Consider the following 21,579-nt stretch of genomic DNA (forward strand, 5'->3'; position numbering starts at 1 on the left):
GGCGGCATGGGGCCTGGACAGGCGAGCAGCTTCCGGCGGCATGGGGCGCGGCCGTACACGTGGGAGGCGAGCGGGCGGCACGGGCTGGCGCATGGAGCCGGCTAGAGGCCGACGATCTCGTTCCACTCTTTGGTGAAGCCCGGGCGTTCCCTCGCGGTCATGTCGCGCGCCGTCGCCAGGCGTTTGCGCATGTCGTCGCTGGGGAAGATGAGCGGGTTCTCGGCCAGCTCCGCCTGTTCCTTGTCCGACGACGAAGCGAGGACGTCGCGCGCGGCCGGCACGGGGCAGACGTAGTTGACCTCGGCGGCGAGCTGCGCTGCGACTTCCGGCCGGTAGTAGTAGTCGACGAGCGCCTCGGCGTTGCGCTTGTGGCGGGCGAGATTGGGCACCATGAGGCTCTCGGCCCACAGCTCGGCACCCTCCTCCGGGACGACGAACTCGATGTCGGGGTTGTCGGCCTGGAGCTGGATGATGTCGCCGGAGTACGCCTGGCAGGCCAGGACGTCGCCGGACGAGAGGTCCTTGATGTAGTCGTTGCCCGTGAAACGGCGGATGTGCCGCCGGCGCACGAGGCGGCGCAGCTGGTCGGTCATGGTGTGGAAGTCGTCGGCGGTCCAGCGCGTGACGTCGGCGCCGTTGCCCTGCATGAGCAGGGAGTAGGCCTCGTCCAGACCGGCGAGCAGCGTGACCCGGCCGCGCAGGTCGTCCTTCCACAGGTCGGAGGTGTGGCGGATCTCCCGGCCGAGCTTCTTGCGGTTGTACGCGATGCCCGTGATGCCGGACTGCCAGGGGACGGTGTGCAGCCGCCCGGGATCGAAGGAGGGCTTGCGCAGCAGCGGGTCCAGGTGACGGTCGACGTTCGGCTGGCGGGAGCGGTCCATCTTCTGGACCCAGCCGAGGCGCACGTAGCGGGACGCCATCCAGTCGCTGACGACGATGAGGTCTCTCCCGGTGTCCTGATGGTTCATCAAGGCCGGACTGATCTTGCCGAAGAACTCGTCGTTGTCGTTGATCTCCTCGGTGTACTTCACCGAGAGGCCGCTCTGCTTCTCGAAGGCGTCGAGCGTGGGACGTTTCTGCGGGTCGTTCTCGTCCACGTCGATGTAGAGCGGCCAGTTGGCGAAGACGAGGCGTTTGTCGCTGCCGGACCGGTCTTCGGCGGCCCTGTCGGCAGGCTCGACGTATGCGGCGGGAACGCCGCAGCCGGCGAGTGCAGCGGCCCCGGCGCCTGCGCCCAGTGCGCGCAGCAGGGTCCGGCGGGACAGGGGCTTCACGGGCTTCTCTCGCATTCCGGCAGCATGGTGGGTCGGATCTTCGCGGACAATGTACGGCCTGTCCGGGAGGCGACCGCACTTCCCGACAACCTGACGCCCGGAAACGGCCGGCCGTCGATGATACCGGCGCCCGGCATGGGGCGGGCCCGCGCCGGAATGGACGTCCCGGGCGGGCCCTGCGCCGCATGAGGCGCCACGAGCCGATAGGCGCGGGAGCCCGGCCCGGTCGTGCGGCATGAGGCCGGCGGCCATGCCGCATGGGGCGCGGCTCCGCCGTGCAGCATGGGGCAGGCCCGCCCCTCCGCGGCGAGGCGGGCCCTGCACATCGGCACGGGGCGGACCCGCCTGCAGCGCACTGCGGCATGAGGCGGGCCTCCTGCAGCCCGGAGCAGACCGCCAAGCCGCATGCGGCGGCCTCGCCCCGGCCCCGTGAAGCGCCCTCACTCCGCCCGCGTGCAAGCAGGCCTCACCCGCGGCATGAGGCCGCGGCCGGCCTGCCCTCGCAGCCCAACCAGTCCGGTCAGGCCGTCCCGTCCGGTCAGTCCAGCGACGTCATGACGTGCTTGACGCGCGTGTAGTCCTCGAACCCGTAGGCCGAGAGGTCCTTGCCGTAGCCGGACTTCTTGAAGCCTCCGTGGGGCATCTCGGCGACCAGCGGGATGTGCGTGTTGATCCACACACAGCCGAAGTCGAGCTTCTTGGACATCCGCATGGCGCGGCCGTGGTCCTTCGTCCACACCGAGGAGGCCAGCGCGTACTCGACGCCGTTGGCGTACTCGACGGCCTGGTCCTCGTCCGCGAAGGACTGGACCGTGATCACGGGCCCGAAGACCTCGTGCTGGATGATCTCGTCGTCCTGCTTGAGGCCGGAGACGACGGTGGGAGCGAAGAAGTAGCCCTTCTCGCCGACCCGCTGTCCGCCCGTCTCGAGCTTGGCGTGGCCGGGCAGCCGCTCGATGAAGCCGGCGACCTGCTTGAGCTGGTTGGCGTTGTTGAGGGGACCGTAGAGCACGTCCTCGTCGTCCGGCTGCCCCGTCTTCGTGTCGGCGGCGGCCTTGGCGAGGGCGGTGACGAACTCGTCGTGGATCGACTCGTGGACGAGGACGCGGGTCGCGGCCGTACAGTCCTGGCCGGCGTTGAAGTAGCCGGCGACGGCGATGTCCTCGACGGCCTTGGCGATGTCGGCGTCGTCGAAGACGACGACGGGGGCCTTGCCGCCGAGCTCCAGGTGGACGCGCTTGAGGTCCTTGGAGGCGGACTCCGCGACCTGCATGCCGGCCCGCACGGAGCCGGTGATCGAGGCCATCGCCGGTACCGGGTGCTCGACCATGAGGCGGCCGGTCTCCCGGTCGCCGCAGATGACGTTGAAAACGCCCTTGGGGTGGCCGAGCTCCTCCAGCACGCCGCCGATGATCTCGGCGATGAGGACCGTGGAAGCGGGCGTGGTGTCGGAGGGCTTGAGGACGACGGTGTTGCCCGCGGCGAGCGCCGGGGCGAACTTCCACACGGCCATCATCATCGGGTAGTTCCACGGGGCCACCTGCGCACAGACGCCGATCGGCTCGCGCCGGATGATGGAGGTCAGGCCCTCCATGTACTCGCCCGCCGAGCGGCCTTCCAGCATCCGCGCGGCGCCCGCGAAGAAGCGGATCTGGTCCACCATCGGGGGGACCTCTTCACTGCGGGTGAGGGCCAGCGGCTTGCCGGTGTTCTCGGACTCGGCGGCGATGAGCTCCTCGGCGCGCGCCTCGATCGCATCGGCGATCTTGAGCAGGACCTTCTGGCGCTCGCCCGGCACCAGGTCGCGCCATGCGGGGAAGGCCGCTTCCGCGGCGGCCATGGCGGCGTCGACGTCCGCGGCGCCGGACAGCGGAGCGGTGGCGTATGCCTCGCCTGTGGCCGGATTGACCACCTCGGTGGTCCGCCCGTCGGCGGCGTCCCGGAACTCCCCGTCGATGAAATTGCGAAGACGACGCAGCTCGGTGGTCATGGCTGCCACCCCTCCTGTCAGATGTCCACTGGGTGAGACCGTCAGCCTAGTCAGTGAGCCCGCGTTTTCGACATACCTCACCACCATGAACGACGGATTCAGTTATTCCGCCACCTCTCGACAACGAATTTCATCGCTTCAGGGTTGCCTCACGGGCGAGACGCATGCACAGTGGACGTGTGGCCACTCGTAGTCCAGACCCGAAGAACGTGCACGGCACGCCGCCCATCGACGCCGTCTCCCTGGCGATCATCGAGCAGCTCCAGGAGGACGGACGCCGCCCCTACGCGGCGATCGGCAAGGCCGTGGGGCTGTCCGAGGCAGCCGTGCGGCAGCGCGTGCAGAAGCTGCTCGACCAGGGCGTGATGCAGATCGTCGCCGTCACCGACCCCCTCACCGTGGGCTTCCGGCGCCAGGCGATGGTCGGCATCAACGTGGAGGGAGACCTCGATCCGGTCGCCGACGCCCTGACCGCGATGGACGAGGTCGAGTACGTCGTCGTGACCGCAGGCTCCTTCGACCTCCTCATCGAGATCGTCTGCGAGGACGACGACCACCTCCTCGAAACGATCAACAAGCGCATCCGGACCCTGCCCGGCGTGCGCTCCACCGAGAGCTTCGTCTACCTCAAGCTCCGCAAGCAGACCTACACATGGGGAACCCGATAGCCGTGAGCAAGGACCTCTCCCAGACTGCGTACGACCACCTGTGGATGCACTTCACCCGCATGTCGTCGTACGAGAACGCCCCCGTGCCGACCATCGTGCGCGGCGAGGGCACCTACATCTTCGACGACAAGGGCAAGCGCTACCTGGACGGACTCGCGGGGCTGTTCGTGGTCCAGGCGGGTCACGGCCGGGCCGAGCTGGCCGAGGCGGCCGCCAAGCAGGCGCAGGAGCTGGCCTTCTTCCCCGTGTGGAGCTACGCGCACCCCAAGGCGATCGAACTCGCCGAGCGGCTCGCCCAGCACGCCCCGGGCGACCTCAACAAGGTCTTCTTCACCACCGGCGGCGGCGAAGCCGTGGAGACGGCGTGGAAGCTCGCGAAGCAGTACCACAAGCTCACCGGTAACCCCACGAAGTACAAGGTCATATCCCGGGCCGTCGCCTACCACGGCACGCCCCAGGGCGCACTGGCCATCACCGGCTTGCCGGCGCTCAAGGCGCCCTTCGAGCCGCTCGTCCCCGGCGCGTACAAGGTGCCCAACACCAACATCTACCGCGCCCCGGTGCACGGCGACGACCCGGAGGCCTTCGGCCGCTGGGCGGCGGACCAGATCGAGCAGCAGATCCTCTTCGAGGGCCCTGACACGGTCGCGGCCGTCTTTCTGGAACCGGTGCAGAACGCGGGCGGCTGCTTCCCGCCCCCGCCCGGCTACTTCCAACGGGTACGCGAGATCTGTGATACGTACAACGTGCTACTCGTCTCGGACGAGGTGATCTGCGCCTTCGGCCGTCTCGGCACGATGTTCGCGTGCGACAAGTTCGGCTACGTGCCGGACATCATCACGTGCGCCAAGGGCATGACGTCCGGCTACTCCCCCATCGGCGCGGCCGTCGTCTCCGACCGGATCGCCGGACCGTTCTTCAAGGGCAGCAACACCTTCCTGCACGGATACACCTTCGGCGGCCACCCCGTCTCGGCTGCGGTCGCGCTCGCCAATCTCGACATCTTCGAGCGCGAGGGCCTCAACCAGCACGTGCTCGACAACGAGTCGGCCTTCCACGCGACCTTGTCGAAGCTACACGACCTGCCCATCGTCGGCGACGTGCGCGGCAACGGCTTCTTCTACGGCATCGAGCTGGTGAAGGACAAGGCGACCAAGGAGTCGTTCACGCCGGAGGAGTGCGAACGGCTGCTCTACGGCTTCGTGTCCAAGAAGCTGTTCGAGAACGGCCTGTACTGCCGTGCCGACGACCGCGGAGACCCGGTCATCCAGGTCGCTCCGCCGCTGATCTCCGATCAGTCGACCTTCGACGAGATCGAGCAGATCGTGCGTGGGGTCCTCACGGAGGCCTGGACCAGGATCTGACGGACCAGGACGAACCGCCGGCGCCGTCCGCGGTTCGTCCCTCCCGCCGTGGCCCCGCGCGACCCCCCACAGGTCACGCGCGCGTGGGCCACGGCTTCACCTTCACCTCGGGCGGGCATGAGGCGCAGCCAACGAGCGGCGGTTCTGGCCTCATGCCGGGCCCCATGCCCAGGCATCACACTGCGCCCCATGCCGGGCCTCATGCCGCCGGCTCGCCGTTGACTCTCAAGGGCGCACACGCCGCACACCGTCGCACACGCGACGCACGCCCGTCGCACACGCACCACGCCCCACCACACACCCGGTCGCAGGGTTCTGTCGCATATGCGCTCCGACTCATATGCGACCCCCGGGGCATGAGGCCGACCGGAGGAAAGTGGGCCGTCCAGCGCCGAGTCTGGGCAAAGGCTAGGATCCGGGTTCCGTACGGTGCCAGTGACCCAATGGCCTCCGGTTCGTTCCCCCGGACAGGGGAACGGACCCTACAGCGACCCGAGGTGCTCGATATGGTGGCCCCGCCGGACAACGACGTGCTCTGGGCACGCGGCCTGCACTACGCCCACAGCGGTTCCCCCGCGCTCGCCGGGGTCTCCATCGGCGTGCGCGAGGGAGAGATTCTCGCCATCACGGGGCCACGAGGCTCAGGCAAGACCACGCTCCTCAAATGCCTGTCCGGGCAGATCATTCCCGACCCCGGCGAGGTGTGGTTCAACAGCGCCCCCGTGCACACCCTCTCGCGTGCCGCCCGGGAGCGGCTGCGGCGGGAGCGGTTCGGCTGGATCGACAGCGAGCCCCACCTCGTACCGGAGCTGACGGCCTGGGAGAACACCGCTCTCCCGCTGCTGATGCGTGGTGTCGGGCACCGGGCCGCCAAGCGCACTGCCGGTGAGTGGCTGGAGCGCCTCGACGTCGGTGACTGCCAGCGCAAGCGGCCGGCCGCTCTTCTCCAGTCGCAGCGTCAGCGGGTCGCCATCGCACGGGCGCTGGCGAGCGAGCCCACCGTCCTGTTCGCCGACGAGCCGACGGCCCCGTTGCACAACGCCGACCGGGCACAAGTGCTACGCACTCTGACCACGGCCGCGCGCTCGCACCACATCACGGTCGTCATCGCCACGCTGGACGATGAGATCGCCACGCTGGCCGACCGTACGGTCTCCCTGGTCGACGGCCGGCGGGGCACCGCGATCACGGCACTTGACGCGCCCGGCGGAGAGGGCAGGGCGGCGTGCTCAGTCTCCGCCTAGCGCGCGGCGCGCACCCGCTGGTCCTGCTGCGCAGGCTGCTGGTGGCAGCCGCCGCGGCGGGTGTGGGTTTCCTGCTGCTGTGCACCCTGGGGTACGCGGTAGCCCATCCGCAGTCGACGGGCCAGTCGCTCGTCCGGCTGGTGTGGTGCGCGGTGCCGCTTGCGGCAGTCGTGCAGTTCGCGCTTGCGGTGGCCCGGAGCGATCCGGCCACCCGCCCCCGCGACGGCCTGGACGCCGCAGGTCTCGGCCCCGTGCAGCTCACGTTGCTCGCGGCGGCGTCCACGGCGATCTCCTGCACGCTCGGGAGCGGGTTCGCCCTCCTGCTGTACATGGAGCTCCGTGGTGACCTCGGCGGGCCGCTGAGCGGTTCGGCGAGGCGGCTGCTGGACGGCCAGGTGCACCTGCCCTGGGGCGCGGCACTGACTCTGCTCGGGCTCCTGCCGGCCCTTGCGGCGGGCGCCTGCATCATTGCGCTGCACCCGCGGCGTGAGGCGGCGGCCATGACGCAGCAGGCCGCGGAACAGGCCGTCGCAGAGCCGCTGGAAGGCGCGGACGAGGCGGTGCATGCGGAGCCGTCCGGCGCCCCTGCAGGCGCCCCCCCGGTCCCGCTTGCCGCCACCACGCCCAGACCTGCCTACGCGGGTCTCCCGTGGGGCATCGCGATCATCGCGGTCGGGCTCGCTCTTGAGGCGTATGTGGGGCACGGCCCGGCGCCCGATCCCGACAAGCTGATCTCGCTGCCCGGAGGCACGGACGGCACCTCCCCAGGGGTGCTGGGAGGCTGGCTCCTGGCCTCCCTGGGCCTCGTGCTGGCCGGCCCCGGGCTGACCCACTGGTCCGGGGTGCTCCTGGCGGCCGGGCGCCCCGGGGCGGTGCGGCTGCTGGCCGGGCGGATACTGCAGGACGCCGCCACCCGGATCGGCCGGCCTCTCGGCGTGCTCTGCGCGGTCGCCTCAGGCGCCCTGGCCGCCGCCGAACTCTACGGAGCCGCCTGGGACTCCTCCGGGCCTCGCCCCTTCGGCCCCCTCACGGGCCTCGGCGCGGCGCTCGTGATGGCCTGTGTCACGGCTACGGCCATCACCGCGGCCCTGGACAGCCGGCAGAACCGGACCAGCACGACGGCGGCCCTGCAGCGTCTCGGTATCCCCGCGTCCATGCTCCGCGGGGCGGCCGTGCTGCGCACGTGCGTGCTGCTGGCCGTCCTTACGCCTCTGACGTGGGCGATCGCGGAGCTCGTGGCACTGCCGATGTCACGCTGAAGGCGCCTGGGGCGGTCCCGCGCCCCGGCCCGCCGGACGGCCGCAGTGCAACAGTTCTTGACCAGTTCTTGACTCAAGGCAACTTCGTCGCCGGATTGTGCGTCTGCTGAGGAGCACGACGGATATCCGGCGAACGGAGCTATTGGTGATCATCGGCCTTGTGACGGCTGTCGCGGCCTCGGCCTGTTACGGCACAGGTTCGGTCCTGCAAGCCGTGGGCTCGCGGAAATCGGCCCGCCGGGAGGCCGCGAAGGCCTCTTCGACGGGTACCACCCAGCACGGTGGACCGAGCCTGTCCTCCACCGCGAAGGCCGCGGTGACGTGGGAGTTCATGGTCGGCACGGTCCTCGACTTCCTCGGCTTCGGCCTCGGCGCGCTCGCCGCCCGCATGCTGCCGCTCTTCCTCTCCCAGACCGTCATCAGCGCCAACCTCGTCGTGACCGCGCTGCTGAGCATCAAGCTCCTGGGCATCCGGCTGACCAAGCCCGAGTGGGCGTCCATCGGTGTCGTCTGCTCGGCGCTGGTGCTGCTGGCGACGGCGGCCGGGCACGAGGGGGGCGGTGACACCCCGATGTCGACGCACTGGTGGCTGCTGATCATCTCAGTCGTGCTGATGGGCGGCGGCACGGTGGCCGTGCGCCTGCTGGGGGCACGGGCCGCGATCCTCGCCGGTCTGCTGTCCGGTCTCGGCTTCGGTGCGATCGGCGTGGGCGTACGGATCCTGGACGGGATCGACCCCTTCGACCTGCCGACGCTGATCGCCGACCCGGCGCTCTACGCCATCCTGATATCCGGTGCGGTCGGTATGTACCTGCACACGGTTGCCCTGCAGATCGGTTCGGTCAACGGCGCCACGGCGGCACTGGTCGTCGGCGAAACGATCCTCCCGGGGATCATCGGTGTCCTGCTACTCGGTGACAACTCCCGTCCCGGCTTCGCCTGGGTGGCCGTCCTCGGCTTCGTCCTGGCAGTGGCCGGCGCTGTCGCCGTCGCGTGGTTCGGCGAACCGGACACGCCCGCGGCAGAGCCCGAACCTCAAGCGCTCCAGCCGTCGGCAGTCAGCTGACCGCCGTCAGAGCCCCGGCCGCCGTCCGGCAGCCGGGGCTCTGATGTATCCGCCTCATGCCGTCGCTCAGCCGGTTTCCGAGGCCGCGCCGTCCAGCACGACGACATCGGCCACGTCGAAACCGATGCCTACGCGATCGCCGGCTTCGGGGGCCCCGTGCAGCCCGCACGCAGCCTCCAGCACGGGGCCGTCCGCGGGGCGCAGCATCAGCACAACGTGGTCTCCCCGGAACGTCCGCCCGGTGACCGTGCACGGCAGGCCCTCCGCCTCGGGCAGCAGCCGTACGCCTGCGGGCCGTACGAGCAGCCTGCAGGCGCCCTGCCGCGAACCTGCCGGGACGGGAACCCTGCCCCATGCGGTGTCCGCGCAGTCGCCGCTGACCGTCGCCTCGACCACGTTGTCGAAGCCGAGGAAGCGCGCCACGAACTCGGACGCAGGCCGCTGCCAGACCTCCAGCGGGGTGCCGGACTGGGCGATCCTTCCGTCGCGCATCACAACGACCCGGTCGGCGAGCGCGAATGCCTCCCCCTGGTCGTGGGTGACGGCCAGCACGGTGGTGCCCAGCCGGCCGAACAGCTCACGCAGTTCCACCACCAGGCGCTCGCGCAGGCTGCGGTCCAGCTGTCCGAGGGGTTCGTCGAGCATGAGCAAGCGGGGCTGGGGGGCGAGGGCTCGTGCCAGGGCCACCCGCTGCTGTTCGCCGCCGGACAGGGCCGCGACCGAGCGGCGCTGGGCGCCGGGCAGGCCCACCAGGTCCAGCAGGTCGGCGACCTTCCGGGCCGTCTCGGCGCGCCCGGCCCCACGCATGCGCAGCCCGAACGCGACGTTGCCCGCCACGTCCCGCTGCGGGAAGAGCTGGTGGTCCTGGAACATGAGGCCCACTCCGCGCCGGTGCGGGGGGACCCCGCTCTGGTCCCGGTCCGCGAGGAGCACCCGGCCCGTGTCCGTGGGCTGGAGGCCGGCCACCACCCTCAGCAGAGTGGACTTGCCGCTGCCGCTGGGGCCGAGTACGCACACGATCTCGTGCTCGGCTACCTCCAGGTCCACCGCGTCGAGCACCGCGCGCTCGCCGAAGCGGACGGCGACCTTGTCCAGGCGCAGCAGGGCCATCTAGAACTCCCCCGTACGGTCGGTGCGGATGCGTTCCAGCACCAGCAGTGCTGCGGCGCACACCAGCATCAGGATCGTGCTCAGGGCCATCGCCTGCCCGTAGGTGAGCTCCCCGGGGCGGCCCAGCAGCCTGGCGACCGCGACCGGCAGCGTGGGGCTGTCGGGGCGGGCGATGAACACGGTCGCCCCGAACTCGCCGAGGGAGACGGCGAACGCGAAGCCCGCCGCGACTCCGAGGGCCCTGCCGACCAGCGGCAGGTCCACCTCCCGCCACGCCCGCAGCGGCGAGGCGCCCAGCACGGCGGCGGCCTCACGCAGCCGGGCGTCCACGGCGCGCAGGACCGGGAGCACGGTCCGTACGACGAACGGGACGCCCACGAGGGCCTGCGCGAGCGGCACCAGGATCCAGGACGCCCGCAGGTCCAGCGGCGGCTCGTCCAGGCTGATGAGGAACCCGAAACCGACGGTCACGGCCGAGGTGCCGAGCGGCAGCATGAGGAGGGCGTCGAAGCCCCGCACGAGGCGCCCCTCGCGCCGCGTCAGCGCTGCCGCCGCGAGCCCGCCGACGACAACCGCGATGGCCGTCGCAGCAAGGCCGTACGCGAGGGAGTTGCCGATCGCCTCCAGCGGGGCGACGACGAACGTGCCCGCGTTGTCGTCCGCGGAGGCCAGGGCGCGGTAGAAGGCCAGACCGTAGCCGTCGGGGCCGTCGAACGAGCGCAGCACGAGAACCACGAGCGGCGCGAGGATCAGCACCACGATGACCGCCAGGACGGACACCAGGAACGCCCACTGGCCGACGCCCCTCGGGCGCCGCGCGGTGCGCGCCGGGTCGACCAGCCGCAGGGCCGCCTCACGCCGGCGGACCGTCCAGGCATGCACCGCCAGCAGAGCTGCCACGGCCACGAACTGCAGCAAGGTGAGGACAGCGGCGGTCGGCAGATCGAGCATCTGCGCTGTCTGCTGGTAGATCTCCACCTCCAGGGTGGCGTAGCGCGGTCCGCCGAGGATCTGCACGACGCCGAAGGAGGTGAAGGTGAAGAGGAAGACCATGAGGGCGGCCGCGGCCACCGCCGGGGCCAGAGCGGGCAGCGTGACCCGCCGCCAGGCGGTGAAGCGCCCCGCGCCCAGCACCCGCGCCGCCTCCTCCTGGCGGGGGTCGAGCTGGGCCCACAGACCGCCGACGGTGCGCACGACGACGGCGTAGTTGAAGAACACGTGGGCGAGCAGGATCGCCCAGACCGTGGTGTCCAGGCGCACTCCCCACCATTCGTCCAGCAGCCCCCCGCGCCCGAGCAGGGCGAGGAAGGCCGAGCCGGCGACGACGGTCGGCAGGACGAACGGCACGGTCACCACGGCGCGCAGCATGCGCTTGCCGGGGAAGTCGAAGCGTGCGAAGGCGTACGCGCCGGGCAGGGCCACGGCGAGGGTGAGTGCGGTGGAGGCGGCCGCCTGCCAGGTGGTGAACCACAGCACGTGGCCGATGGCCGGGTCGGTCAGGACCTCTCCGGCGCGGGCGAACTGCCACTGCCCGCCGTCCTTCAGGCCCCGGGAGACGATTGCGGCCACGGGGTAGGCGAAGAAGACGCCGAAGAAGGCCAGCGGCAGGGCCATGAGGCCCAGTCGCACCGCCGTCCGCCGTGCCGAGCCGTCCGCGCCCCGTGCGGGGCCCCGTGCCGCGGTTCCGGGCCCTACTTCAGGACGAGCGAGGACCATGCCTTGACCCACTGGTCACGGTTCTTGGCGATCTTGTCAGGGGCCAGGGTGCCGGGCTCGTTCACCTGCGCGCCGTACTTGGTGAACAGCTCGGGCAGCTTGGCGTCCTGGTTGGCGGGCTTGACGAACATCTGCAGCGGCATGTCCTCCTGGAACGTACGGCTCAGGAGGAAGTCGATCAGGGCCTTGCCGCCCTCGGGGTTCTTCGCGCCCTTCAGCAGCCCGGCGAACTCGGTCTGCTGGAAGCAGGTGCCCGTGGCGACGCCGGTCGGCGCCTCGGCGGGCTGCGGCTTCACGCCCATGACCTCGGCCGGCGGGCTGGAGGCGTAGGAGACGACGAGGGGCTTGTCCCCCTTGGCCTTCTTTCCGCCCGCGGAGCCGGAGAAGCGCTCGTTGTAGGCCTGCTCCCAGCCGTCCACGACCTCGACGCCGTTGGCCTTGAGCTTCTTCCAGTAGTCCTGCCAGCCGTCGTCGCCGTACTTGGCGGCCGTGGCGAGCTGGAAGGCGAGACCCGGGGAGGAGGTGGCGACGTTCTCGGTGACGAGCAGGTTCTTGTACTCGGGCTTGATCAGGTCGTCGAGGGTCTGCGGCGGGGCCAGCTTGTGGTCGGCGAAGTAGGCGCGGTCGTAGTTGACGCAGATGTCGCCGGTGTCGACGGGCGTGACCCGGTGCTCGCCCGCGTCGGCCTGGAGCTTCCGCGGGACCCGGTCCAGGCCCTTGGCCTGGTACGGGGCGAAGATGCCGTTGTCGAGCGCCCGGGAGAGGAGCGTGTTGTCGACGCCGAAGAAGACGTCGCCCTGCGGGTGGCTCTTGGACAGGATGGCCTGGTTCACGGCCTGGCCCGCGTCGCCGCCCTTGAGGACGTTGACCTTGTAGCCGGTCTGCCGGGTGAACTGTTTCAGCACCTCGTCGGATGCGGCGAAGGAGTTGTGCGAGACCAGGGTGACGGTCTTGTCCTTGCCGCCGGAAGCTCCCGAGCCGCCGGAGTCGTCCGAGCCGCCGCATGCGGCCAGGGCCGGGAAGGCGAGCGCGGCGAGAGCTGCCGTGCCGACGGCACGCCGCAGGTTGGTGTTCATGGTTGAGCTGACTCCCTACGCCGGTATGACCCGGATCAGGTCCGAGGGTCTGCGGGCTGTGCCGCACTCTCAGCGCCCCGTGGGCGCTCCCCTGTCGGATTGTTCATTTGTGCGAGGGCACCGTATCAGTGCCCTCTCCATCGATCGGCGGCCGACCTGCGGCGGCCTCATGCCGGGCGCCTCGTGCGGCGCGCCTCATGCCGGCGCCTCATGCGGGCCGCCTCATGCCGCGCTCGTGCTCAGCGCTCCGTGGCGGCCAGCTGGCCGCAGGCGCCGTCGATCTCCTGGCCGCGGGTGTCCCGGACGGTCACGGGGACGCCGTGCGCGGCGATCGCCGCGACGAAGGCGCGCTCGTCCTCGGGCCGGGACGCCGTCCACTTCGACCCCGGAGTGGGGTTGAGCGGGATGAGGTTGACGTGCACGCGCTTGCCCTTGAGGAGCCGGCCGAGGAGGTCGCCGCGCCATGCCTGGTCGTTGATGTCCCGGATCAGGGCGTACTCGATGGAGATCCGGCGGCCGGACTTCTCCGCGTACTCCCACGCCGCGTCGAGGACCTCGCGGACCTTCCAGCGGGTGTTGACCGGCACCAGGGTGTCGCGCAGCTCGTCGTCCGGCGCGTGCAGGGAGACCGCCAGGCGGCACTTGAAGCCCTCGTCGGCGAAGCGCAGCATGGCGGGGACCAGGCCGACGGTGGAGACGGTGATACCGCGCTGGGAGAGCCCCAGGCCGTCCGGCTCGGGGTCCGTGAGGCGGCGGATGGCGCCGACGACCCGCTTGTAGTTGGCCAGCGGCTCGCCCATCCCCATGAAGACGATGTTGGACAGCCGCGCGGGGCCGCCGGGGACCTCGCCGTCGCGCAGGGCCCGCATGCCGTCCACGATCTGGTGCACGATCTCGGCGGTCGACAGGTTCCGGTCGAGCCCGGCCTGGCCCGTGGCACAGAACGGGCAGTTCATGCCGCAGCCGGCCTGCGAGCTGATGCACATGGTGACCCGGTCGGGGTAGCGCATGAGCACGGACTCCACCAGCTTGCCGTCGTGCAGGCGCCAGAGGGTCTTGCGGGTGGTGTCGTCGTCGCAGGAAATGTGACGCACGACGCTCATCAGTTCCGGCAGCAGCTCGGTGGCGAGCTTCTCGCGCGAGGCCGCCGGGATGTCGGTCCACGCGGCGGGGTCGTGCGCGTAGCGGGCGAAGTAGTGCTGTGAGAGCTGCTTGGCGCGGAACGGCTTCTCGCCGATCGCGGCGACGGCCTCGCGGCGCTCGGCCGGCGAGAGGTCGGCGAGGTGGCGCGGCGGCAGCTTGGCCCCGCGGGGGGCGACGAACGTCAGTTCTCCAGGCGCGGGGGCCATGAGTAAAGACTCCTCATTGACGACGGCGGATGACCTCCGCAATCGCGGAGCCGGCGGCAGGACGGTGCCGGAAACCCGGAGACCTCACAGGCACCCCCGCGGGCTGCGGGGCCGGAAAAGGGCCCGCCGCACAGCGACGAGCCCTTCCAGGGTACCCGGCCCGGTTCAGCCCGAGCCGACGAAGACGACCATGAGGAGCCAGACGACGGGCGCGGTCGGCAGGAGCGAGTCCAGCCGGTCCATGATGCCGCCGTGCCCCGGCAGCAGCGCGCCCATGTCCTTGATGCCGAGGTCCCGCTTGATCATCGACTCGCCGAGATCGCCGAGGGTGGCGCTGACCGCGACGGCCAGGCCGAGCAGCAGCCCCTCCCACCACACTCCGTCGTCGATCAGGAACTGCATGCACAGCGCACCGGCGACCATCGCGAAGGCGACCGCCCCGGCCAGCCCCTCGCGCGTCTTGCCCGGACTGATGCGCGGGGCCAGCTTGCGCTTGCCGAACTTCCAGCCCACCGCGTACGCGCCCGTGTCGCTGACCACCGTCAGGATCAGGAACGTGAGCACGCGCCACGCGCCGTCCCCGGCCGCCAGCATGAGGGCCACGAACGTGGCCAGAAAGGGCACGTAGAAGGCCGCGAAGATGCCGGCCGTGACGTCCTTCAGGTAGTCGTCCGGCGACTCCGTCATGCGCCACACGAGGACCGCCAGGGCGGTGAAGGCCACGGCCACCCACGCGCCCTCGGCGCCGCTGGCGTAGCCGGCGATGACCATGGCCGCCCCGCCGACCGCGAGGGGCACCAGCGGGGCGCGGATCGCCTTGCGCTCCGCGAGGCGGGACGTCAGCTCCCAGAGCCCGACCACGACGGCGATCACGATCACGCCGAGGAAGACGGGCTTGTAGATGAACAGGGAGGCGAGGATGACCGCGCCGAGGCCGACGCCGACCCCTATCGCCGCCCGCAGATCACGGCCGGCGCTCTTCTTCCCCGCCTTCGGCGACTCGGGCGAGGCAGGCACCGGGGCAGGGTCCTGGGGCCGGATGTCGGGCTCCTGTTCGTCGCGGAACAGGGGGCCGCGGAGATGGGCGGCCCCCTGGTCACGGTCGTCCTGGTCTCCGCCTGAGGAGGGCACGATGGGCATGGGCCGAGTCTGCGCCGCGATGCCCGCCTCGTGCACAGGACCCGCCGACGGGGCCGCAGAGGACGGCCCCCGGTCGGTGGACCCCCGGTATCCGGCGCTCGGCGGGGCCCCCCAGGATGTCTCGTTCATCAGACCTCGAGGAGCTCGGCTTCCTTGTGCTTGAGCAGCTCGTCCACCTGCGCCACGTACTTCGCGGTGGTGTCGTCGAGCTCCTTCTCCGCGCGGCGGACCTCGTCCTCGCCGGTCTCCTTGTCCTTGACCAGCTTGTCGAGGAGGTCCTTGGCCTTGCGGCGCACGGAGCGGATCGAGACCCTGGCGTCCTCGGCCTTGGTCTTCGCGACCTTGACGAACTCCCGGCGGCGCTGCTCCGTGAGCTCCGGGAAGGTCACCCTGATGATGTTGCCGTCGTTGCTCGGGTTGACGCCGAGGTCGGAGTCGCGGATCGCCTGCTCGATGTTGCGGAGCGCGCTCTTGTCGAAGGGCGTCACCACCGCCATGCGCGGCTCCGGCACCGAGAAGGACGCCAGCTGGTTGATCGGCGTCAGCGCACCGTAGTACTCCGCCACGATCTTGTTGAACATCGCCGGGTGCGCACGCCCGGTGCGGATCGCCGCGAAGTCCTCCTTGGCGACCACAACGGCCTTGTCCATCTTCTCCTCGGCCTCGAGGAGGATCTCTTCGATCACCACTTGCTCCTGGTGTTATCAGTAAGCAGAGCCTCGCCCCTGCGCGCGTCTTCTCCTGCACGGTGTCCGACCGGCAGGCAGTTGTCCATCCCCGTGCCGAGGTCTTCCCCCGGCACGGAGTTGCCGTCCGTAGCGGCTCCGGCCCCTACGAACGGCGTTGCGGGTCGTCAGTCCCGCGTGCTCTGGTCGCTCACGAGCGTGCCGATCTTCTCACCCTTGACCGCACGCCCGATGTTGCCCTCGGCGAGCAGCTCGAAGACCAGGATCGGCAGCTTGTTGTCCATGCACAGGCTGATGGCGGTGGCGTCGGCGACCTTCAGGCCCCGTGCGAGCACCTCGCTGTATTCGAGGGCGTCGAACTTCACCGCGGCGGGGTTCTTCTTCGGGTCGGAGTCGTAGACCCCGTCGACGCCGTTCTTGCCCATGAGGATCGCCTCGGCGTGGATCTCCAGGGCGCGCTGGGCGGCGGTGGTGTCGGTGGAGAAGTAGGGCATGCCCATGCCCGCGCCGAAGATCACGACGCGGCCCTTCTCCAGGTGGCGCACGGCGCGCAGCGGGATGAACGGCTCCGCGACCTGCCCCATGGTGATACCGGTCTGGACGCGGGTCTCGATGCCTTCCTTGACCAGGAAATCCTGGAGGGCGAGGGAGTTCATCACGGTGCCGAGCATGCCCATGTAGTCCGAGCGGGCCCGGTCCATGCCGCGCTGCTGGAGCTCGGCGCCACGGAAGAAGTTGCCGCCGCCGATGACGACGGCGATCTCGTAGCCCTCGCGGACCACGGCCGCGATCTCCCGGGCGATGGCGTGCACGACATCGGGGTCGACGCCGAGACCGCCCCCGCCGGCGAACGCCTCGCCGGAGAGTTTGAGCAGGAACCGGCGGCGTGAGCCGTGGTCAGCACTGGTGTCGTCGGCGGCCTGCCGGGCGTCCGCACCCTGATTCATTGGAGCTCTCCTCGTGCACATACGAAGAAGGCCATTGCCGGATGGGTCCTTTCGGTTCCCTGTGCGGCAATGGCCTCCTCGTCACATCAGCGGCCGACCGGTGAGGGATCGGCTGCGTACGACCCTAGCGGGTCGCAGGTCAATCGCTGCCCTGCTGACGGCTCAGGCGCCGACGCGGATGCGCGCGAAGCGCTTCAGCGTGACACCGGCCTCGTCCAGGACCTTCTGGACGGTCTTCTTGTTGTCCTTGGCGAACGCCTGGTCCAGCAGGACGTTCTCCTTGTAGAAGCCGGTGACGCGACCCTCGACGATCTTCGGCAGGGCGGCCTCGGGCTTGCCCTCCTCGCGAGCGGTGGCCTCGGCGACGCGGCGCTCGTTCTCGACGGTCTCGGCCGGGATGTCCTCGCGGCTGAGGAACTTCGGCGCGAAGGCGGCGATGTGCTGCGCGACGTCCTTGGCGACCTCGGCGTTCTCCTTGTCCAGCTCGACCAGGACGCCGACCTGCGGGGGCAGGTCCGCGGCGGTGCGGTGCATGTACACGGAGACGAAGCCGTCGGCGAAGCGCGCGAAGCGGTCGACGACGATCTTCTCGCCGAGGGTGGCGTTGGCCTCGTCCACGAACGCCTGGACGGTCTTGCCGGGCTCGATCTCGGAGGCCATGAGGGCCTCGGTGTCGGCCGGGGCGCTCTTGGCGACGTGGGCGGCGAGGGCCTCGGCGACGGCCACGAACTTCTCGCCCTTGGCGACGAAGTCGGTCTCGCACTTCAGCTCGACGATGACACCGGAGGTGTTGTCGTCGGCGACGACGGAGACGACGGCACCGTTCTCGGTGGTGCGGCTCTCGCGCTTGGCCACGCCCTTGAGGCCCTTGACGCGCACGATCTCGACGGCCTTCTCGAGGTTGCCCTCGGCCTCGTCCAGCGCCTTCTTGCAGTCCATCATGCCGGCGCCGGTGAGCTCACGGAGCTTCTTGACGTCAGCGGCGGTGAAGTTCGCCATGGTCTGTGAATCTCTCTCGAAAGTCGTTGGGTGACTACGGGTGCACGACGGGGGCGGCGCTCCGTGCGCCGTCCCCCGTCATGATCTACCGACTGAGTTGTCAGGCCTGCTCGGCGTCCGCGGCCGGAGCCTCGGCAGCGGCCTCGGCCGGCTTCTCGGCCTCGGCGTCGGCCTTCTTCTCGCCCTCGAGCAGGTCGCGCTCCCACTCGGCGAGGGGCTCGCCGGCGGCCTTGTCGGCCTTCGCGTCACCGGTGGCGGCGCCGGAGCGGGCGATGAGGCCCTCGGCGACGGCGTCGGCGATCACACGGGTGAGCAGCGTGACGGAGCGGATCGCGTCGTCGTTGCCCGGGATCTTGTAGTCGACCTCGTCGGGGTCGCAGTTGGTGTCGAGAATCGCGACGACCGGGATGCGGAGCTTGCGCGCCTCACCGACGGCGATGTGCTCCTTCTTGGTGTCGACGATCCAGACGGCGCTCGGCACCTTCTGCATCTCGCGGATGCCGCCGAGGGTCTTCTCCAGCTTGGCCTTCTCGCGGGAGAGGACCAGGAGCTCCTTCTTGGTGAGGCCGGAGGCGGCCACGTCCTCGAAGTCGATGAGCTCGAGCTCCTTCAGGCGCTGCAGGCGCTTGTAGACGGTCGAGAAGTTGGTGAGCATGCCGCCCAGCCAGCGCTGGTTCACGTAGGGCATGCCGACGCGGGTCGCCTGCTCGGCGATGGCCTCCTGGGCCTGCTTCTTCGTACCGACGAACATGATGGAGCCGCCGTGCGCGACGGTCTCCTTGACGAACTCGTAGGCGCGGTCGATGTACGACAGCGACTGGAGCAGGTCGATGATGTAGATGCCGTTGCGCTCCGTGAAGATGAAACGCTTCATCTTCGGGTTCCAACGACGGGTCTGGTGACCGAAGTGGACGCCGCTCTCCAGCAGCTCCCGCATCGTGACGACGGCCATGGCCGCGCTCCTTGAAATACTCGGTTACACGGCGGCCGGGCGGCCGCCGCTCCTGACGCCCCGACGCGCCTGCCGTGGACGGAGCCCTTGCGAGGACCGTTCCGCGGACCGAGAGACACGGCCACCGGGCTGCCCGAAAGGGACTGACGCGCCGGTAGCGGGGCGTGCGAAGTCGATCCGGTCACCCGGATCGCCATGAGAAGTGTACGGGACCCGGGAAGTCCCGGGTGACGGCGTTGTGCACAACCCGCGAGTAGTCCACAGATCTGCGTCAAGATCCCCACGATCGCCGGTGATCCGCCACCGTACGGGCATGGCTCTCATCGGATCTTTTGCACGGCTCGGATCGTTCACGCGGCGCCTGCTCGCCGGGGCCGGCGCGGTCACGCTCTGTGTCCTGGCCGCGGCGGTCACCGGCGGTACGGCAGCGAGCGCACGGGCCTCCGCGGCGGCCGCTCCCCCGCCCGCGCCCCCGCCCGTTCCTGTGCCCGCTCCGGCGTCCGCGGAGGCCGCGGTCCCGCCCGTGGCATCCGCCGGGCGAGCGGCCGCGGGGCCCGGGCCGTCCGGGCAGGGAGGCGGCGGGCCGCAGCGGGGCGACCGGGCCTGGCCTGTCGCCGGGGCACGGGGCGGCCGGCCCCTGCTCGTACGGGCCTGGCGGCCGCCGCCCGTGCCCTGGGCGGCCGGGCACCGCGGGGTGGATCTCGTCGCCCGCCCGGGTCAGCCGGTACGGGCCGCAGCGCCCGGCACCGTGTCCTTCGCCGGCACCGTCGCGGGGCGGGGTGTGGTGGCGGTCAAGCACGCGGGCACGGGCGAGCCGCCCCTGCGAACCACGTACGAGCCGGTGAACGCGCTGGTGAAAGTGGGAGACGAGGTGGCGGCGGGGCAGGTGATCGGCACGCTTCAGGCCGGCACTTCCCTCTCCCACTGCCTGAAGGGACCGGGAGGCGCCGCCGGCTCCACGGGCTGTCTGCACTGGGGACTGCTCCGCGGAAAGATCTACCTGGATCCCTTGTCCATGCTGCCGCCGTGGATGCTGCGCAGGCCACCCTCGCGGCTGCTGCCGCTCACGGGCGGGGCCGGCACGGCGGCGGTCAGCCCGTGACGCCGCGCAGTGCCATGGACACGGCCGCCTCGATGATGCGGCCGGGCTCCTCGGCCGCGCCGAGCTCGATCCGGCGTACGGCGGCGTCGACGACACCCTGCAGCAGCATGGCGGCCAGGCGGGGCTGCTCGTGGCCGAGGCCTTCGAGGGCCTCCACGACCATAGCGATGAGCCCGCCGTGGGCCGCCCGGATCTTCTCGCGCGCGCCCGCGTCCAGCTCTCCGGCGGAGATCGCGACCACGGCGCGGTGGCGGCGGTCGCCGACGAGGGCCAGCTGGCGGCGGACGTACGCCTCGATCTTCGCCTCGGGCGTTTCCGCGGCCTCCATGGCGGTCTCGACCTCCGCCGCCCACACGGGGAAGTCGACGGCGCACAGCTCCTCGACCACGGCCGCCCGCGAGCGGAAGTACTCGTAGACCGAGGACCGCGCCAGCCCTGTGCGCTCGGCCAGGGCGGGGAAGGTCAGCGCTTCCGTGCCGCCCTCGGACAGCAGGGAGCGGGCGGCGTCCAGCAGGGCGCCGCGCTGCATCGTCCGGTGCTCGGCCACTGAGGCCGCTCGAATCCTGGGCACGTCCCCACTTTACGGATTGCCGGTGGCCGGGACGACGCCGAGGGAGGATTCTCGCCGGGTGTCAGCGGCCGACGTCCGCCAGCTTGGCCCGCAGCTGGAGCACCGACTTCGTGTGGATCTGGCTGACCCTGCTCTCCGTGACGCCGAGCACGTGCCCGATCTCGGCCAGCGTGAGGCCCTCGTAGTAGTAGAGGGTGACGACGGTCTTCTCGCGCTCGGGGAGCGTGTTGATCGCGCGGGCGAGGAGGCGGCGCAGCTCGCGGTCCTCGGCGACCTCGACGGGGTCGTCGGCGGCGGTGTCCTCCAGGGTGTCCATGAGGCTCAGCCGTTCGCCGCCCTCGGCGCCGGCGTGCAGGAGGTCTTCCAGGGCGACCACGTTGGTGAGCGACAACTGGCTGAAGACGCCGTGCAGTTCCTCGATGGCGATGCCCATCTCGGCCGCGACCTCGGCCTCGGTGGGGGTGCGGCGCAGCTCGGCCTCCAGCGTGGCGTACGCGCGCTCGACCGCGCGCGCCTTCTGGCGGACGGAGCGCGGAATCCAGTCCAGGGCGCGCAGCTCGTCGATCATCGCCCCGCGGATCCGGGTGATGGCGTACGTCTCGAACTTGATCTCCCGGGCGGGGTCGAACTTCTCGATGGCGTCGATGAGTCCGAAGATGCCCGAGGAGACGAAGTCGGCCTGCTCGACGTTGGACGGCAGACCGACGCTGACGCGCCCCGCCACGTACTTCACGAGGGGCGAGTAGTGGAGGATCAGCTGCTCCCGCAGCCGCTCGTCGCCCGAGGCCTTGTACGACCGCCACAGCTCGTCGAGCGTCGAGGGCGCGGGAGGGCGCTCGGCGCCGCGCGCCGCGGGCGGCACCGCCGCGCGGTCCGAACCGGAGGTGTGCTGGGGCATTCGTCGTCTTGAGCCGTTCTGCTGTGACGTGGATCGAGTGGTACGAATGGCTGGAATCCCGTGAGCGTAGCGTGACTGCCGCGTTGCGGTATGCGATGGATTCCCTTCTGTCGCTGTGCGGATGCGTTCCCCGCCGGGGGCACCGGCGTGCGCCGGGGCGGGTGGCCG

19 protein-coding genes and 1 riboswitch are annotated in these 21,579 nt (G+C 70.7%); of the genes, 6 read left to right on the forward strand and 13 right to left on the reverse strand.

Features of this window, described 5'->3' with window-relative positions; translation table 11 throughout:
* Window positions 1–101: 101 nt before the first annotated feature.
* Window positions 102–1,265 carry a polyamine ABC transporter substrate-binding protein gene (locus ACSNOH_RS05750; RefSeq protein ID WP_436720124.1) on the reverse strand — a complete coding sequence of 388 codons (1,164 nt, stop codon included), beginning with the start codon at window positions 1,263–1,265 and terminating at the stop codon, window positions 102–104.
* Window positions 1,266–1,812: 547 nt separating this feature from the next.
* Window positions 1,813–3,264, reverse strand: a complete 1,452-nt coding sequence (locus ACSNOH_RS05755) for a gamma-aminobutyraldehyde dehydrogenase (RefSeq protein WP_436720093.1) — start codon at window positions 3,262–3,264, stop codon at window positions 1,813–1,815.
* Window positions 3,265–3,428: 164 nt separating this feature from the next.
* Between ACSNOH_RS05755 and ACSNOH_RS05760 the strand changes: the two genes are divergently transcribed.
* From ACSNOH_RS05760 to ACSNOH_RS05780, 5 genes are all read left to right on the forward strand, one after another.
* Window positions 3,429–3,932, forward strand: coding sequence for an Lrp/AsnC family transcriptional regulator (locus ACSNOH_RS05760; RefSeq protein WP_078660611.1), 504 nt, complete (start codon window positions 3,429–3,431; stop codon window positions 3,930–3,932).
* A complete protein-coding gene (locus ACSNOH_RS05765) occupies window positions 3,917–5,296 on the forward strand; it encodes an aspartate aminotransferase family protein (protein WP_436720094.1) in 1,380 nt (459 codons plus the stop codon). The genes ACSNOH_RS05760 and ACSNOH_RS05765 overlap by 16 nt, the downstream gene beginning before the upstream one ends.
* Window positions 5,297–5,802: 506 nt before the next feature.
* Entirely contained in the window at window positions 5,803–6,540 is a 738-nt protein-coding gene (locus ACSNOH_RS05770) for an ABC transporter ATP-binding protein (protein WP_436720095.1), read from the forward strand.
* Window positions 6,522–7,799, forward strand: coding sequence for a hypothetical protein (locus tag ACSNOH_RS05775; protein ID WP_436720096.1), 1,278 nt, complete (start codon window positions 6,522–6,524; stop codon window positions 7,797–7,799). Before ACSNOH_RS05770 ends, ACSNOH_RS05775 begins: the two co-directional genes overlap by 19 nt.
* A 145-nt stretch (window positions 7,800–7,944) precedes the next feature.
* Window positions 7,945–8,865, forward strand: a complete 921-nt coding sequence (locus ACSNOH_RS05780) for a hypothetical protein (RefSeq protein WP_436720097.1) — start codon at window positions 7,945–7,947, stop codon at window positions 8,863–8,865.
* Window positions 8,866–8,931: 66 nt separating this feature from the next.
* Here ACSNOH_RS05780 and ACSNOH_RS05785 read toward each other — a convergent pair whose 3' ends face one another.
* From ACSNOH_RS05785 to rpsB, 9 genes are all read right to left on the reverse strand, one after another.
* Window positions 8,932–9,975, reverse strand: coding sequence for an ABC transporter ATP-binding protein (locus tag ACSNOH_RS05785; protein WP_436720098.1), 1,044 nt, complete (start codon window positions 9,973–9,975; stop codon window positions 8,932–8,934).
* Window positions 9,976–11,589, reverse strand: coding sequence for an ABC transporter permease (locus ACSNOH_RS05790; RefSeq protein WP_436720125.1), 1,614 nt, complete (start codon window positions 11,587–11,589; stop codon window positions 9,976–9,978).
* A 77-nt stretch (window positions 11,590–11,666) separates the two neighbouring features.
* Window positions 11,667–12,767 carry a thiamine ABC transporter substrate-binding protein gene (locus ACSNOH_RS05795; protein ID WP_436720099.1) on the reverse strand — a complete coding sequence of 367 codons (1,101 nt, stop codon included), beginning with the start codon at window positions 12,765–12,767 and terminating at the stop codon, window positions 11,667–11,669.
* A riboswitch (TPP riboswitch) is annotated at window positions 12,763–12,870 on the reverse strand. (Overlaps the previous gene by 5 nt.)
* A gap of 136 nt (window positions 12,871–13,006) precedes the next feature.
* Window positions 13,007–14,116, reverse strand: a complete 1,110-nt coding sequence (gene rlmN, locus ACSNOH_RS05800; protein ID WP_436720100.1) for a 23S rRNA (adenine(2503)-C(2))-methyltransferase RlmN — start codon at window positions 14,114–14,116, stop codon at window positions 13,007–13,009.
* A 165-nt stretch (window positions 14,117–14,281) separates the two neighbouring features.
* The gene (locus ACSNOH_RS05805; protein ID WP_436720101.1) at window positions 14,282–15,385 is read right to left on the reverse strand and encodes a phosphatidate cytidylyltransferase; all 1,104 of its coding nucleotides are present in this window, start codon (window positions 15,383–15,385) and stop codon (window positions 14,282–14,284) included.
* The gene (frr, locus tag ACSNOH_RS05810; RefSeq protein WP_436720102.1) at window positions 15,385–15,942 is read right to left on the reverse strand and encodes a ribosome recycling factor; all 558 of its coding nucleotides are present in this window, start codon (window positions 15,940–15,942) and stop codon (window positions 15,385–15,387) included. The genes ACSNOH_RS05805 and frr overlap by 1 nt, the downstream gene beginning before the upstream one ends.
* Before the next feature lie 167 nt (window positions 15,943–16,109).
* Window positions 16,110–16,889: a UMP kinase gene (gene pyrH / locus ACSNOH_RS05815; RefSeq protein WP_436720103.1), complete on the reverse strand. Its 780-nt coding sequence runs from the start codon at window positions 16,887–16,889 to the stop codon at window positions 16,110–16,112.
* A gap of 162 nt (window positions 16,890–17,051) precedes the next feature.
* Window positions 17,052–17,888: a translation elongation factor Ts gene (gene tsf / locus ACSNOH_RS05820; protein ID WP_436720104.1), complete on the reverse strand. Its 837-nt coding sequence runs from the start codon at window positions 17,886–17,888 to the stop codon at window positions 17,052–17,054.
* Window positions 17,889–17,988: 100 nt separating this feature from the next.
* Window positions 17,989–18,840 (reverse strand): 30S ribosomal protein S2, encoded by an 852-nt coding sequence (rpsB, locus tag ACSNOH_RS05825; RefSeq protein ID WP_106676927.1) that lies wholly within the window; start codon window positions 18,838–18,840, stop codon window positions 17,989–17,991.
* 313 nt (window positions 18,841–19,153) lie between these two features.
* On the opposite strand from rpsB, the gene ACSNOH_RS05830 reads away from it, so the two are divergent.
* On the forward strand, window positions 19,154–19,942 hold the full coding sequence (locus tag ACSNOH_RS05830; RefSeq protein WP_436720105.1) for a M23 family metallopeptidase: 789 nt from the start codon (window positions 19,154–19,156) through the stop codon (window positions 19,940–19,942).
* Here ACSNOH_RS05830 and ACSNOH_RS05835 read toward each other — a convergent pair.
* Complete coding sequence (locus tag ACSNOH_RS05835; protein ID WP_436720126.1) at window positions 19,932–20,471, reverse strand: TetR/AcrR family transcriptional regulator; 540 nt, start codon at window positions 20,469–20,471, stop codon at window positions 19,932–19,934. The genes ACSNOH_RS05830 and ACSNOH_RS05835 overlap by 11 nt on opposite strands.
* A gap of 103 nt (window positions 20,472–20,574) precedes the next feature.
* Window positions 20,575–21,411, reverse strand: a complete 837-nt coding sequence (gene whiG, locus ACSNOH_RS05840; protein ID WP_436720106.1) for an RNA polymerase sigma factor WhiG — start codon at window positions 21,409–21,411, stop codon at window positions 20,575–20,577.
* Between the last annotated feature and the right edge of the window lie 168 nt (window positions 21,412–21,579).

It is taken from the genome of Streptomyces sp. URMC 127, assembly GCF_051386535.1.
Lineage (GTDB): Bacteria > Actinomycetota > Actinomycetes > Streptomycetales > Streptomycetaceae > Streptomyces.

Excerpts from the sequence above, each read along its gene's own strand:
- ACSNOH_RS05755 (WP_436720093.1), bottom strand. The coding sequence starts at position 3,264 with ATGACCACCGAGCTGCGTCGTCTTCGCAATTTCATCGACGGGGAGTTC.
- ACSNOH_RS05760 (WP_078660611.1), top strand. The coding sequence starts at position 3,429 with ATGCACAGTGGACGTGTGGCCACTCGTAGTCCAGACCCGAAGAACGTG.
- ACSNOH_RS05765 (WP_436720094.1), top strand. The coding sequence starts at position 3,917 with ATGGGGAACCCGATAGCCGTGAGCAAGGACCTCTCCCAGACTGCGTAC.
- ACSNOH_RS05770 (WP_436720095.1), top strand. The coding sequence starts at position 5,803 with ATGGTGGCCCCGCCGGACAACGACGTGCTCTGGGCACGCGGCCTGCAC.
- ACSNOH_RS05785 (WP_436720098.1), bottom strand. The coding sequence starts at position 9,975 with ATGGCCCTGCTGCGCCTGGACAAGGTCGCCGTCCGCTTCGGCGAGCGC.
- ACSNOH_RS05790 (WP_436720125.1), bottom strand. The coding sequence starts at position 11,589 with ATGGCCCTGCCGCTGGCCTTCTTCGGCGTCTTCTTCGCCTACCCCGTG.
- ACSNOH_RS05795 (WP_436720099.1), bottom strand. The coding sequence starts at position 12,767 with ATGAACACCAACCTGCGGCGTGCCGTCGGCACGGCAGCTCTCGCCGCG.
- rlmN (WP_436720100.1), bottom strand. The coding sequence starts at position 14,116 with ATGGCCCCCGCGCCTGGAGAACTGACGTTCGTCGCCCCCCGCGGGGCC.
- ACSNOH_RS05805 (WP_436720101.1), bottom strand. The coding sequence starts at position 15,385 with ATGAACGAGACATCCTGGGGGGCCCCGCCGAGCGCCGGATACCGGGGG.
- pyrH (WP_436720103.1), bottom strand. The coding sequence starts at position 16,889 with ATGAATCAGGGTGCGGACGCCCGGCAGGCCGCCGACGACACCAGTGCT.
- tsf (WP_436720104.1), bottom strand. The coding sequence starts at position 17,888 with ATGGCGAACTTCACCGCCGCTGACGTCAAGAAGCTCCGTGAGCTCACC.
- rpsB (WP_106676927.1), bottom strand. The coding sequence starts at position 18,840 with ATGGCCGTCGTCACGATGCGGGAGCTGCTGGAGAGCGGCGTCCACTTC.
- ACSNOH_RS05830 (WP_436720105.1), top strand. The coding sequence starts at position 19,154 with ATGGCTCTCATCGGATCTTTTGCACGGCTCGGATCGTTCACGCGGCGC.
- ACSNOH_RS05835 (WP_436720126.1), bottom strand. The coding sequence starts at position 20,471 with ATGCAGCGCGGCGCCCTGCTGGACGCCGCCCGCTCCCTGCTGTCCGAG.
- whiG (WP_436720106.1), bottom strand. The coding sequence starts at position 21,411 with ATGCCCCAGCACACCTCCGGTTCGGACCGCGCGGCGGTGCCGCCCGCG.